Origin of the sequence: Pantoea stewartii subsp. stewartii, assembly GCF_008801695.1 — a bacterium.
Classification (GTDB): domain Bacteria; phylum Pseudomonadota; class Gammaproteobacteria; order Enterobacterales; family Enterobacteriaceae; genus Pantoea; species Pantoea stewartii.
The window spans coordinates 1-12,410 of the sequence record NZ_VZPF01000106.1; the positions used below are offsets into that span (position 1 = coordinate 1).

At 56.0% G+C, this 12,410-nt stretch carries 9 protein-coding genes and 3 pseudogenes; 4 read left to right on the forward strand and 8 right to left on the reverse strand.

Annotated features, from left to right (window positions below; all coding sequences use genetic code 11):
* Window positions 1-149: pseudogene (locus tag F7Q90_RS22580) on the forward strand (IS630 family transposase); the annotation flags it as partial.
* 21 nt (window positions 150-170) lie between these two features.
* Here F7Q90_RS22580 and F7Q90_RS22585 read toward each other — a convergent pair.
* Both F7Q90_RS22585 and F7Q90_RS22590 read right to left on the reverse strand, forming a co-directional pair.
* Window positions 171-377: pseudogene (locus F7Q90_RS22585) on the reverse strand (SidA/IucD/PvdA family monooxygenase); the annotation flags it as partial.
* A gap of 10 nt (window positions 378-387) precedes the next feature.
* The gene (locus F7Q90_RS22590) at window positions 388-1,941 is read right to left on the reverse strand and encodes a pyridoxal phosphate-dependent decarboxylase family protein (RefSeq protein ID WP_006118294.1); all 1,554 of its coding nucleotides are present in this window, start codon (window positions 1,939-1,941) and stop codon (window positions 388-390) included.
* Window positions 1,942-2,554: 613 nt separating this feature from the next.
* Here F7Q90_RS22590 and deoR point away from each other — a divergent pair.
* Entirely contained in the window at window positions 2,555-3,319 is a 765-nt protein-coding gene (deoR, locus tag F7Q90_RS22595; RefSeq protein WP_006118293.1) for a DNA-binding transcriptional repressor DeoR, read from the forward strand.
* A gap of 197 nt (window positions 3,320-3,516) precedes the next feature.
* A complete protein-coding gene (ettA, locus tag F7Q90_RS22600) occupies window positions 3,517-5,184 on the forward strand; it encodes an energy-dependent translational throttle protein EttA (protein WP_006118292.1) in 1,668 nt (555 codons plus the stop codon).
* Between the two features lie 36 nt (window positions 5,185-5,220).
* Here ettA and F7Q90_RS22605 read toward each other — a convergent pair.
* Window positions 5,221-6,117 (reverse strand): annotated as a pseudogene (locus tag F7Q90_RS22605) (LysR family transcriptional regulator).
* A gap of 96 nt (window positions 6,118-6,213) precedes the next feature.
* Between F7Q90_RS22605 and F7Q90_RS22610 the strand changes: the two are divergent.
* A complete protein-coding gene (locus tag F7Q90_RS22610) occupies window positions 6,214-7,215 on the forward strand; it encodes a zinc-binding alcohol dehydrogenase family protein (protein ID WP_006118291.1) in 1,002 nt (333 codons plus the stop codon).
* Window positions 7,216-7,258: 43 nt separating this feature from the next.
* Here the strand turns inward: F7Q90_RS22610 and F7Q90_RS22615 are convergent, their stop codons facing one another.
* From F7Q90_RS22615 to F7Q90_RS22635, 5 genes are all read right to left on the reverse strand, one after another.
* A complete protein-coding gene (locus tag F7Q90_RS22615; RefSeq protein ID WP_006118290.1) occupies window positions 7,259-8,014 on the reverse strand; it encodes a fimbrial biogenesis chaperone in 756 nt (251 codons plus the stop codon).
* Between the two features lies 1 nt (window position 8,015).
* Complete coding sequence (locus F7Q90_RS22620; RefSeq protein ID WP_006118289.1) at window positions 8,016-9,299, reverse strand: fimbrial protein; 1,284 nt, start codon at window positions 9,297-9,299, stop codon at window positions 8,016-8,018.
* Window positions 9,300-9,313: 14 nt separating this feature from the next.
* The gene (locus tag F7Q90_RS22625; protein WP_006118288.1) at window positions 9,314-11,836 is read right to left on the reverse strand and encodes a fimbria/pilus outer membrane usher protein; all 2,523 of its coding nucleotides are present in this window, start codon (window positions 11,834-11,836) and stop codon (window positions 9,314-9,316) included.
* Window positions 11,837-11,841: 5 nt separating this feature from the next.
* On the reverse strand, window positions 11,842-12,111 hold the full coding sequence (locus F7Q90_RS22630; RefSeq protein ID WP_080577326.1) for a fimbrial biogenesis chaperone: 270 nt from the start codon (window positions 12,109-12,111) through the stop codon (window positions 11,842-11,844).
* Window positions 12,112-12,211: 100 nt separating this feature from the next.
* A partial coding sequence (locus F7Q90_RS22635) for a transposase domain-containing protein (RefSeq protein ID WP_151161081.1) occupies window positions 12,212-12,410 on the reverse strand: 199 nt, incomplete at its 5' end.

Here is a 12,410-nt window from a genome sequence, read left to right on the forward strand (position 1 = left end):
ATGTCGAACGGTTGTGGCAGGCGCTTCATGAGACAATAACCCGAAATCACCAGTGCAGTTCAATGTGGCAACTGTTGAAAAAGGTCCATCACTTTATGAATACCGTCAGCCCATTCCCCGGGGGAAAACATGGGCTGGCTAAAGTGTAGCGGTATTAGGATCAGTTATTTAGTGGGATCGGCCAGCGTCACCAAATCGGCCATAAACGGCGTTTGCAGATGCGCACTTTCCAGCATCATGCCGGTATGCCAGTCAAAGCCCGGATTCTGATCCAGAAAGAGGCCATTCAGCCCTTCAACAGGTTCACTCAGACAGGCCAGGCTGAGATTGAAAGGACCGATGCCAATTCCGATAAAGTCATAAATGTTGTCGTTCATCGTACCGTTCTCACTGGTTAGCGGCTTGCAAAGTCAGGTCACGTGCCTGCTCCCGGCCGTAATGGACAATCAGGGCAATGACGTCTTCCATGTCGGCCACCGTAGTGGTGGGATTCAGCAGGGTAAATTTGAGGTACTGGTGACCATCGACTTTCGTACCGGCGATCACCGCGTTACCCGAGCGGAACAGCGCCTTGCGGATACCGGCATTGATGGCATCCAGCTGTGCGGCCCGCATGTCAGGCCGGGGTACGAAACGGAAGATTTGTGTGGTCAGTTCAGGCGCATGCAGCACCTCAATGGACGGATGGGCTTTCAGCAACTGATGGGTTGCCTCGGTCAACGTCAGGATGGTATCGAATGCTTCCCCCAGCGCCGCCGGGCCCATGATGCGCAACGTCAGCCACATTTTCAGCGCGTCAAACCGGCGCGTCGTCTGAATACTTTTGTTGACCAGGTTTGGCGTCCCTTCCTGCTGGGCGCTGAGCGGATTGAGGTAATCGGCATGGTGCGTCACATGGCTGAGGTGCTGTTTATCGCGCACGAAAAACGCCCCGCAGCTGACGGTCTGGAAGAATGACTTGTGGTAATCCACCGTCACCGAGTCCGCTTTTTCGATACCACTGAGGCGCTGCCGCTGCGTTTCAGATACCAGCAGGCCACAGCCGTAAGCCGCATCGACGTGCATCCAGATGCCGTACTGCTGACACAGATCCGCGATAGCGTTCAGCGGATCGATACTGCCAAAATCGGTGGTGCCACTGGTGGCCACGACGGCGATGGGAATCAGGCCCTGCGCATGGCAGTGCTCAATTTCGCGCTCAAGCTGTACGCTGTCCATGCGGTAGTGTTCGTCGTAATCCACGGAAATCACCGCATCGTAGCCCAGGCCAAGAATCGCCATCGACTTCTGAATACTGAAATGACTCAGTCGGGAGCTCAGCACGCGCCATTTCGCGGCCTCCGCCGGCAACCCCTTATGCTTGATCAAGTGACCCGGATGGTGCGTGGCGCACCAGCTGTCCCGCGCCAGCAGCATCGCCATCAGGTTGGACTGCGTACCGCCACTGGTAAAGATGCCGTCTGCGCTCGCAGGCAGGCCGATACGGCCCAGCGTCCAGTCAATGACCTTCTGCTCAATCAGCGTGCCGCCCGCGCTTTGATCCCAGGTATCGACGGAGCTGTTAACCGCCGCCATGATCTGCTCTGCCAGCAGCGAGGGCAGCACAACCGGGCAGTTAAGATGGGCGACATATTTGGGGTGGTGGAACCAGACGGCATCGCGCAGGTAAAGTGACCGCAGCTCTTCCAGCGCGGCTTCGTTGCTGCCCAGAGGCTGATCAAGGTCGACGGCGCTGAACGCCGGGGCCAGCTCATGGGGCAGGATTCCGCTGAACGGCTTCTCCACGCGCTGCACCGTGCTGCTGATCAGCGCCAGCGCCGCGTGCGTTTGCTGCTGCCACGCCGTAATCTGCGCCTCGTTAAAGATGACGTCCTGAGCCGCAGGAATATCTTCAGACAGATGTCGGCGCGGGACCGACAGAGTTTGCTTACGTAACACCATATCCTGTTCCTTCGTTTAAGACGTAAGTCGCCTGGCCACCCCGGTAAAAGGGCAGCAGATCGTGCCAGACCGCACGAGTCAGTTCAGATTGACTAACCCTTCAGCAGGACCGCTATCCCATGTGATCAATAAGGTTAAGAACTTATGACCGCTAAAAGGTTAAAAATTACATTTAGTGTGGTTTATAAGGCTTTAGTTAGCATCTTATAACGATAATATGGTTATTAATAATAATCATTATCATTCAGCTAATGGAATGGTAATACATCTCATAAATGAGGCTAATGAACAAAAATGTGATACTTGTCACAAAAAAACTATCTGAGCCGTTCAGCTTTGGCAAAGTAAAGGTGCAGGAAAGGTCAGATGATACGGGTCAGGCTCAACATCATGAACGCCCAGGCAGCCGCTCTGCCAAAGTTTGCGGGATGACAGCAAGGCGGGTTAAGATAAAAATCATGTTCAGGAAGCCTCCAACGCCTTAACTCTGTTGTAATTTGTCCTGGCCCGGGTAAAAACGCTGCGGTTTAAGACTCTCCCTCCTGTACGATAATACGGTGACAGGCTCAGACGCATAACGTCCTCCTCAAGGAATACAGGTTCAGAGATGACAATGGAAACCCGCCGCGACGAACGTCTGCGCAAACTCGCTTTGGCACTGAAGCGCACCGATAAACTTCACCTGAAGGATGCCGCCCGGTTGCTGGACGTCTCAGAGATGACGATTCGTCGGGATCTGAGCGAACCGACATCCAGCGTCGTCCTGCTCGGTGGCTATATCGTCAGCGATCCCAGAAGCCAGCCCGGTCACTATTTTGTCTCCGATCAGCACGGGCAAAACGCCACCCGCAAACAGCAGCTGGCGCAGGCGGCGGCAGGTCTGATCGGGGAGAACGATACCGTCTTTTTCGACTGCGGGACGACCTTGCCCTATGTGGTAGATGCCATTCCGGATGCCCTGCCCTTCACCGCCATCTGCTGTGCCATGAATACTTTTCTGGCATTAAAAGAAAAGCCCGCCTGCCATGTCATCCTGAGCGGCGGTGAATTCCATGCGGATAACGCCTTATTCACGCCGGTGGGCGGACAGTGCATTCTGGATGACCTGTGCCCTGACTTGGCCTTTATTTCTGCGGCAGGCGTCAGCCACGATCAGGGTGCGACCTGCTATAACCTCAATGAACTGCCCATGAAGCACCACGCGATGCGGCGCGCCCGCCAGCGAGTTCTGGTGGCGGACAGCAGCAAATACGGGAAAGTGTTACCGGCCCGCATTGGCGCGCTTTCACGCTTCGACCTGCTGGTCAGCGACAGCGCGCCAGATGCCACGCTGAGTCAGTGGTTAGCGCAACAGTCTATTCCCGTGCGCCTGCCCTGACTTCAGCCTGTCCACCGGCGTTCTGATGCGCGTAGCCCCGTGCCGGGTCGGTCTGACAACGGACATAAATCAAACAGTTATTATGAACCCGCGGCCGCCATCGAATAATCCCGTCCCCTCGGCTGTGATTAGGCGGCGAAAAAGGCTAAACTTCGACATCATCCAAACGACAAACAGACCCAGAGGCTCAATACAACGTGGCTCAATTCGTCTATAGCATGCATCGCGTTGGCAAAGTGGTACCGCCAAAGCGTCATATTCTGAAAAACATCTCCCTCAGCTTCTTCCCCGGTGCGAAAATTGGCGTACTCGGCCTGAACGGTGCCGGTAAATCGACGCTGCTGCGCATCATGGCAGGCATCGATAAAGACATCGAAGGGGAAGCCCGTCCACAGCCCGGTATCAAAATTGGTTACCTGCCGCAGGAACCGCAGCTCAACCTTGAGCACACCGTGCGTGAATCCGTTGAAGAAGCGCTGTCGGAAGTGGTTGGCGCGCTGAAACGCCTTGATGAGGTTTATGCGCTTTACGCCGAAGAAGATGCGGATTTTGACAAGCTGGCAGCTGAGCAGGGACGTCTGGAAGAGATCATTCAGGCACACGACGGCCATAACCTGAACACACAGCTGGAACGTGCAGCCGATGCGCTGCGCCTGCCAGACTGGGACGCCAAAATCGCGAACCTGTCCGGTGGTGAACGCCGCCGTGTTGCGCTGTGCCGCCTGCTGCTGGAAAAGCCAGACATGCTGCTGCTGGACGAACCGACGAACCACCTGGACGCCGAATCGGTCGCCTGGCTGGAGCGCTTCCTGCATGACTTCGAAGGCACCGTGGTCGCGATTACCCACGACCGTTACTTCCTGGATAACGTTGCCGGCTGGATCCTGGAACTCGACCGTGGTGAGGGGATTCCGTGGGAAGGTAACTACTCTTCATGGCTGGAGCAGAAAGATGCCCGTCTGGCACAGGAAGCTTCGACTGAAGCGGCCCGTCGTAAATCTATCGAGAAAGAGCTGGAGTGGGTACGTAAAGGGCCAAAAGGCCAGCAGTCTAAAGGCAAAGCCCGTCTGGCACGCTTTGAAGAGCTGAACAATACCGACTACCAGAAACGTAACGAAACCAACGAACTGTTTATTCCGCCGGGTGCCCGGCTGGGTGATAAGGTGCTGGAAGTCAGCCACCTGCGTAAATCCTACGGTGACCGCGTGCTGATTGACGATCTGTCGTTCTCGGTACCGAAAGGTGCCATCGTCGGCATCATCGGTCCGAACGGGGCCGGTAAATCCACGCTGTTCCGCATGATGTCCGGTCAGGAACAACCGGATTCCGGTGAGATCGTGCTGGGTGAAACCGTGAAGCTGGCCTCTGTCGATCAGTTCCGTGACAGCATGGATAACGCCAAAACCGTGTGGGAAGAAGTCTCCGGCGGCCAGGACATCATGCGTATCGGCAACACGGAAATGCCAAGCCGCGCCTATGTCGGGCGCTTTAACTTTAAAGGCGTCGATCAGGGCAAACGCGTCGGTGAGTTATCCGGTGGTGAGCGGGGCCGCCTGCATCTGGCAAAACTGCTGCAGGTTGGCGGCAACATGCTGCTGCTCGATGAACCGACCAACGACCTGGACATTGAAACCCTGCGCGCGCTGGAAAACGCCCTGCTTGAATTCCCTGGCTGTGCCATGGTGATCTCGCATGACCGTTGGTTCCTTGACCGCATCGCGACGCACATTCTGGACTACCAGGATGAAGGGAAGATCGAGTTCTTCGAAGGTAACTTTACCGAATACGAAGAGTACAAGAAACGCACGCTGGGCGCGGATGCGCTGGAGCCGAAGCGCATCAAGTACAAGCGTATTGCCAAATGATTCAGGGGCGGCAGCAATGCCGCCCTTTTCTTTTCCTCAGCGGTAAAAGTCGCGAAACACCGGCGACTGCAACGCAAATTCAATAAACCTCATCAGCGCGGGCGAATTCAGTTTACGACTGGGATAGACCAGCCACAGCTCGTTTCCCTCAACCGTCCATTAGGGTAACACCTGCACCAGGCGCGCATCGCGCATCTCCCCGTCCGTTAAGAAACGCGGCAGTAGCGTAATGCCGGCATGCCCCAGCGCCGATTCGCGGGCATAGAGCAAATTGTCGGTCAGATGCGCGGGCGGCAGCAGCCAGCGATGATACTGACTGTCGCGTTTAAGCACCCACTCGTTCCAGGCGCGGTGCGCGATACAGCGATGTTCAGCCAACTGCTGCGGATGAGTAACCGGCGGATGCTGATCGAGATAAGTCTGCGAGGCCACCAGCAATCGCTCGCAGTAGCCGACACGCCGCCCAATCAGAGACGATTCCTGTGGCTGGCCGGTGCGTAAGGCAAGATCAAAGCCATCCTGTACCAGGTCGCGAATCTCGTCTGAAACGGAAATGTCCAGCGTGACATCAGGATAACGCCGTAAAAACGCGGCGTTACAGCGCGCCAGTAAGGTTGCCCCAATGCCTGCCGGGCTGGTGATGCGCAGGCGACCGCTGGGATTTTCCCGCAGGTTGGCAATCGCCTGTTCGGCACGTTCGCTGGCCTGCATCATCTCCTGACAGTGCAACAGATAACGCTCCCCGGCAAAGGTCAGGTTAAGCTGGCGCGTCGTTCGGTTTAACAGCCGGATGCCCAGCCGCTGCTCAAGCTGGCTGATACGTTGAATGACGCTGGATTTGGGCAAACCTGCCCGCTCTGCCGCAGCGGTAAAGCTGCCGCACTCCGCCACCAGCGCAAACAGCGCCATATCCTGCCACTCACGAAACGCCATTGTTCACCTCAGACGAACACTCTAATAACTATTGTCCATCTTATCAGCCTGGCGGTGGGGTTCTACACTTGAAGAAACACTACAGGAGAATAAATTATGTCTGTCCGCGCGATTGCTGTTGATCCCGAAAACCCAAAAAACTTCACCGAAATTTTCCCGGAAACGCCTGTACCCGGCGAGTATGACCTGCGTGTCCAGGTAAAAGCCGCCTCGGTCAACCCGGTTGATACCAAGGTGCATAAAGGCGCGATCAAAAATGGTTTGCAGGTGCCGCGTATCCTGGGCTGGGATGCCAGCGGCGTGGTGCTGGAAACCGGCAGCAAAGTCACGGGCTTCAAGCCCGGGGATGAAGTGTACTATGCAGGCGATATTACCCGCCCGGGCAGTAACAGCACCGAACAGTTAGTCGATTCCCGTATCACTGGCCATAAGCCGAAAACGCTCGACTGGGCGGCCTCTGCGGCGATTCCTTTAACGGCGCTTACCGCCTGGGAAGGTTTGTTCGAGCGACTGGATATGGCAGCCGCGCGTGACGATCAAACGCTGTTGATCGTTGGCGGCGCAGGCGGTGTAGGCTCTCTGGCGATTCCGCTGGCGAAAATGCGCAGCAAGGCGAAAGTGATTGCCACCGCGTCACGGGAAGACTCTGCCCAGTGGTGCCGCGATCGCGGGGCCGACCTGGTGATCAACTATAAAGACATGCCCGCTGAGCTGGAAAAGCACGGCATTAAGCAGGTCGACTACATTTTCTGCCTTAACGACACTGACGGCCACTGGGAAACCATGAGCCAGCTCATCGCGCCCCAGGGTCATATCTGCACCATCGTCGAGAACGAACATCCGCTGTCAATGGATCAACTGAAGCTCAAGAGCGCCTCGCTGCACTTTGAGTTTATGTACACTCGCAGCATGTTCACCACTCCGGATATGGCGCAACAGGGTGAGATTCTGAATAGCGTTGCCCGCCTGTTAGATGACGGAAAGCTGCAAACCACCCTGAGTGAAACCCTGCACGGGTTAAGTGTGGAAACCCTGGAAGCGGCCCACCAGCGTGTACTGGAAGGCCATATGCGCGGCAAAGTGGTCATGGTTTACTGATCACCTGCGGATGCCGGTCCGTGCGGCATCCGCTCGCCCCGTTTCACGGGGCTTCCTCGGAGGGAGCCACAGGCGCGGTAAAAGCCTGCGGGTTCCCCTCATCGTCCAGCGCCGTGTAATCAACAAGGATCTGGCTCGCCGCGGAAGGCGACGCGTTTCCCATCAGGGGATACTCTTTGCTGGAAAAAGGCGCGAGCGTTTTATCCCCGTCCAGATAAACGGTGTAGCCTTTTCCGCCTGCCCGCACGGTCATTTTGCCCGGCGTGAAAAAGTAGCCACTACGGTTGGTGGCACGAATGAAAACCTGCCCCTGCATTTTCCTGACCTGAAAGGTGACGGCGTTCACCCGTGCCGTAAACGGTATCGCCTTCTTAAACGGTCTGTTGATCACTTTAAGTTGGGTATTCAGCGCCATGCTGATCTTATCGCTGCCCGGCTGTATCGTTCCTTTTTTTACGGCGCTGATTTCGTACAGATTGAGCCAGTAAAGGGATTCCCGATCCTGTGGCAGCGTTGCGGCCAGCTCAGTGCGTAAAACGGTAATCTGTTTTTTTTCATCTTTGTTCAGCGTAAAAACGCCGGGAAGCGCGACAAAAGGAAAGGCTTTACTGCCCGGCGATTTTTCCGGTGCGCCGCTGTCGACCCAGGTCTGGATCAGCACGGGTGCGTCGCCGCTGTTAACCAGCAGTAACGGGGTTTGCACCTCGCCGGGATGGAAGATCAGTCGGCTTTGCTGCGGAATTACCGCGGCCTGAGCGTTAATCACGATACACATCCATAACCAAAGAAACGTTTTCATCTTATTGCAGCCGAATGAGGATAGATGCGGTTGCATCAACATGGCCCGCCGTCACCGTTTTACCCGGGAGCTTTGCTAGACGGGCGTTGAAAGTACGCTGATACAGTTTCTCGTCATTCTGCTGACTGCCGCTGATCACCTGCGCGTCCTCCAGCACCGGTCGCCAGCCCGCACTCCCGCTGAAGCTGCTCCAGCTTAAAAAGGAGACGGGCTGGCCACCTGACGTTTCCAGTTGAATGCCCACGCCTTTCGCCAGCGACGGTAAACTGTCGTAATGATCGGACACCAGGTAGCGCGAAAGACCGTCTCCCGTCGTCAGTCCCAACTGCTGCGCCTGCAGCCACGCGGCGTAGCTCGGTTGAAACCCCAGAGACAGCTGACCCGACTGAACGCCAGAGAGGTTTTCGGTTCCGTTCGCACAGGCCAGCGTAATGCTGAGCGGCGCCGTCACCGCCTGGCCCTCATTGAGCGCATTGATGCTGATGCCGGGGAAAAGGACGTTTGCGGTATAATTCTCCATCCGGCAGCCCTGGGTCATATTTTGCGTCAGAGTGGCGACCGGCGCGGTATTCATCCCAAAGGCCATGTAACGTCCGGTTCCCCAGGTTTCAAAATGGTTCCAGCTGTCCTGACCCGCTTCGGGCACATTCATCCCCGGCCCCATAAACACCACATAGCCATTGGGCTGGTTGCAACTGTAGGAGCCAGTGTAATTATCGGCCGCCGCCCAGAGGCAGCCCCACGACGCGTAACCCGGCGTGCGGTTGTTTCTGTCGGTACGAATGAGCTCCGCGCTGATGGGGCTGAAGTCGCGTCCCCGGATCAGGATTTTATTTCCCTGTATTTCATACTGGGTGAGCGGTACTTTTTGCCAGATACGGGTAAAGGGCCTGCCACTGCGCACGTGAACCAGTTTTAACGCGGTATAGGGAAAGTAGGTCTGGAAATAACTGTCCCCCATGTCCCAGGCGCCGCCAACGTTACTGTCGCCATTGGTGGCGAAGACCTCATACAGCTGATCTTTATCGGCAAGATCACACTGGTACAACACACGGTCGGGATTGCTGTTATTGACAGCCGGTACGACCCGAAACACCGAGCGGGCCAGCACCGTGCCGGCCGGCTGATAACGCAGATTCATTAATGCGATATTGCCGAAGTTAAGTGGCGCACCGCAGGCATCACAGCCCTGATCGACCGGGTTTACCCGGGTGCAGGTCGCGTAAGCCGGGAGCCATGCGGTCAAAAAAAAGAATGTCATTACCGCTAAAACGCGTTTCATCATTAACACCTTAGAATCTAAAAACGACAGACGGCATCCGCGTAGGTCATCACCGAGTCAGGTTCAGGTTGAGGAATGTGGTAATCCATCACACAGGACGATTGCGCATCGTCACCCCAGACGGCTTTCAGTCGGCCCTGGGTTTTCGCCACACGTAACCAGGCATTGCCGCCCTGGCCAAACGTGCCCACGCGCTTGCCCGTCTCATCCAGCAGATCCGCGCCCACAGGCACCATAGCATCGCGATTCGTGCGGGTTTTCAGCATCAGGGGATAACCGCGTAAGGTTCTGAACGACACCTTCACCATCGCACCGGCATAAGGCGCGACACTTTTTTCGCTGTCCTGAATTTCCACATGACCGTCGCTGCCGCTGGCACCCAGCGTAATGGTGTTGTAGTGATACGGGTTGAGCGAAGGGACCAGCGCATAGCCAAAGCGATCGATTTCACTGCCCTGGCTGTTCAGGATCCGTGCGCCCCTGGCCCCTTTCGCCTCGACGAGGGCGAAGGTATCGCCCAGATAATGGCCTAACGTCACACCACCGCTGTGGATCACCGCCGCCCCCATGGCGTTAACGGACATCTGATTAAACCGTGAAGAGGTCGAGGCAGTACCGGTCACGCTGGCCTCAGAAAAGGTTTTGCCCAGGCTGCCGCTTACTGTCGTGTCACGCTGCTGCTGATCGCGATTCACATTCAGGCTGTAGCTGGTGCCGCTCTCACCACTCAGCCCGCTGAGCGACGCTGTGTAATTACTGCCGTTCTGGCTTCCACGGGATCCCCCCAGAGCCAGGTAAGGTGAAGTGGCGTCCGTGCCCAGCGGCACAGAGACACTGACCTGTAACTGGGTATCTTTATAAAACGTCTCGTCTGCGTACTGAGCCATGACAGCTCTGCGCGGATCGGTGGCATAGGCTCTGCGCGAATACTGGCGGGACAGGGAAATATTCAGTGCGATGTTTTTGGGCAGCACCGTGCCATAACCGACCTGAAACTGTGTCGTCCGTGAGCGACCGTCATAGTAATTTTGCTTCGAGCCGGAGAGATAGATGTTGCCCCACTGCCCCAGCGTCTGATTCAGGGTCATCTGCAGGCGGGTACGCTGCATATATTCGCTGGTAATACTGTTGCGGCCCGGCGTTTCCGCATTATTCAGTGCAATCACGTCGTTGAGATCGCGGTAACCCTGGGTGGAATACTGGTAGCCCGCAAACGTCAGAGTGGTATTCGTGGGCTGAAAGGTCCGGCTGTAACTCAGTGCGTAACGCCATCCCTGGGTCGACTCACCGCCGTTCAGAACCGCGCTGGAATACGCGCTGTTAAATCCCACGGCCCCTATGTCTGAAGCCCAGACGCCGCCAGCCAGCACGGCATGATAGCGTTCACCCAGCCTGACGCCACCGTTCAGCGTAATGGCATTGCTCAGGCCGTGCCTGACGGTTAACTCAGTAAAGGTGTTGGCTTTGCTGTAATCCCTGACTTTACCGGCGGCAAAGTTGTAGTCTGTCCGGCCTGGACGCAGCGACTGCGGTAAGACCGCATACGGCACACTAAAACGATGCAGGCTGCCGTCAGACTCCTGAACCTCCACGCTGAGATCGCCGCCATAGCTCACCGGGCTCAGGTCATTGATCGTAAACGGCCCTGGCGGCACGGTTGTCTGATATATCCGTTGCTTGCCCTGCCAGACCGTCACGCGGGCATTGCTGTTTGCCACGCCGCGCACCAGCGGTGCATAACCCCGAACAGAATCCGGCAGCATACGGTCATCAGAGTCCAGACTGACCCCGTTGAAACTGACCGCCGTAAACAGATCGCCGTTACTGAAAAGCTCGCCTATGCCCGCCTCACTTCGTAATGACGGCAGCGCACGTTGTACCCAGGCCTTGGCGCTTTGCCAGCGATTGCCGACCTCGTCATGCGTAAAGTTTCCCTGTTGACGAAAACGCCACATGCCGACATTGATGCCACTGTTAATACCCAGATACGTGGATTCGAAACGCTGCGCATTTTTATAATCGGAATAGAACTGGTTCAGATTGTAATTCACGAACCCCATGGTCGTGCCCGCCGTCAGGTTTTCGGGCGCGATATAGCCGACGGGCCGCTGAACCCGCATCGCCTGTGGGACGGTAACGTCTACACGCAGGCTGCCCGTATTCACGTTAACTGACGCGCCCGTCAAAAGCGCATCGGGCCTGGCACAGTCTTTCGCCTTGAGCGCAGTGAGATAGTGGGCTTTGACGCCGAAGGCCTGATAAAAGGACAACGGCAGGCATACCGAAAGCGCTCTGCCCGCACGAACGATATCAACCGACGTGGACTGTTGAAATTTACCGTTGAGATAAAGATTGACATCATAGCGGCCGGGCTGGAACCAGGCGTCCTGCACATTGTCAGGCATCGCAATCTGTCCAGGCAGCATTTCGCGCACTAAAGCAGGATCAAACAGATAGTCATCCTGACCTTCAGCCGCCTGACCGCCCCGGAGGAAAAGCAGACTCAAAGCGAACAATAAGAATAATGAGACTATATTCATTTCTGCTACTTTTCGTTCACGTTTATTCTTTCGTCGGCACCAAAATCATTAATAAGAACGGCGTTAAGCGTATATCCCTGAAGGGATGACTGGCCTTTTAACGTAATACGCTGCTCACTAAACGGTGCCAGCGTCACGGCTTCATGCCAGGGAACACGGTTATTTCCTTTGACCAACGCAAAAGATCGAATATTGGCGTAAAAGGGCGAGGCATTGCGGAAGACGATGTCATGTCCCTGAATATGGTATGAGAGCGCATTCTTCAGGTTATCCATGGAAAAATTCAGTCCATTTGGGCGAACGATAACCTTTACTCTGTTCTTAATAATCAAATAGAGTTTATTCGTAAGCGTCGCATCTAGACCGTATTGACGTTCAGGCAGAGGTAAGGTCTACCTTCCATGGCAGCAGATCGCGGACCCGGTTCACCGACCAGTCCTGGATATAACCGAGGACGTAACGCAGCCACGCCTCGGGTTCAACGCCGTTAAGCCGGCAGGTGCCGATAAGGGAGTACAGCACCGCAGCCCGCTCACCGCCGCTGTCTGAACCAGCGAACAGCCAGTTTTTCCGG

What these genes read in the sequence shown, in the direction of transcription:
- F7Q90_RS22590 (WP_006118294.1), bottom strand. Translation starts at nt 1,941, where the DNA reads ATGGTGTTACGTAAGCAAACTCTGTCGGTCCCGCGCCGACATCTGTCT.
- F7Q90_RS22625 (WP_006118288.1), bottom strand. Translation starts at nt 11,836, where the DNA reads ATGAATATAGTCTCATTATTCTTATTGTTCGCTTTGAGTCTGCTTTTC.
- deoR (WP_006118293.1), top strand. Translation starts at nt 2,555, where the DNA reads ATGGAAACCCGCCGCGACGAACGTCTGCGCAAACTCGCTTTGGCACTG.
- F7Q90_RS22630 (WP_080577326.1), bottom strand. Translation starts at nt 12,111, where the DNA reads ATGGATAACCTGAAGAATGCGCTCTCATACCATATTCAGGGACATGAC.
- F7Q90_RS22620 (WP_006118289.1), bottom strand. Translation starts at nt 9,299, where the DNA reads ATGATGAAACGCGTTTTAGCGGTAATGACATTCTTTTTTTTGACCGCA.
- F7Q90_RS22610 (WP_006118291.1), top strand. Translation starts at nt 6,214, where the DNA reads ATGTCTGTCCGCGCGATTGCTGTTGATCCCGAAAACCCAAAAAACTTC.
- F7Q90_RS22615 (WP_006118290.1), bottom strand. Translation starts at nt 8,014, where the DNA reads ATGAAAACGTTTCTTTGGTTATGGATGTGTATCGTGATTAACGCTCAG.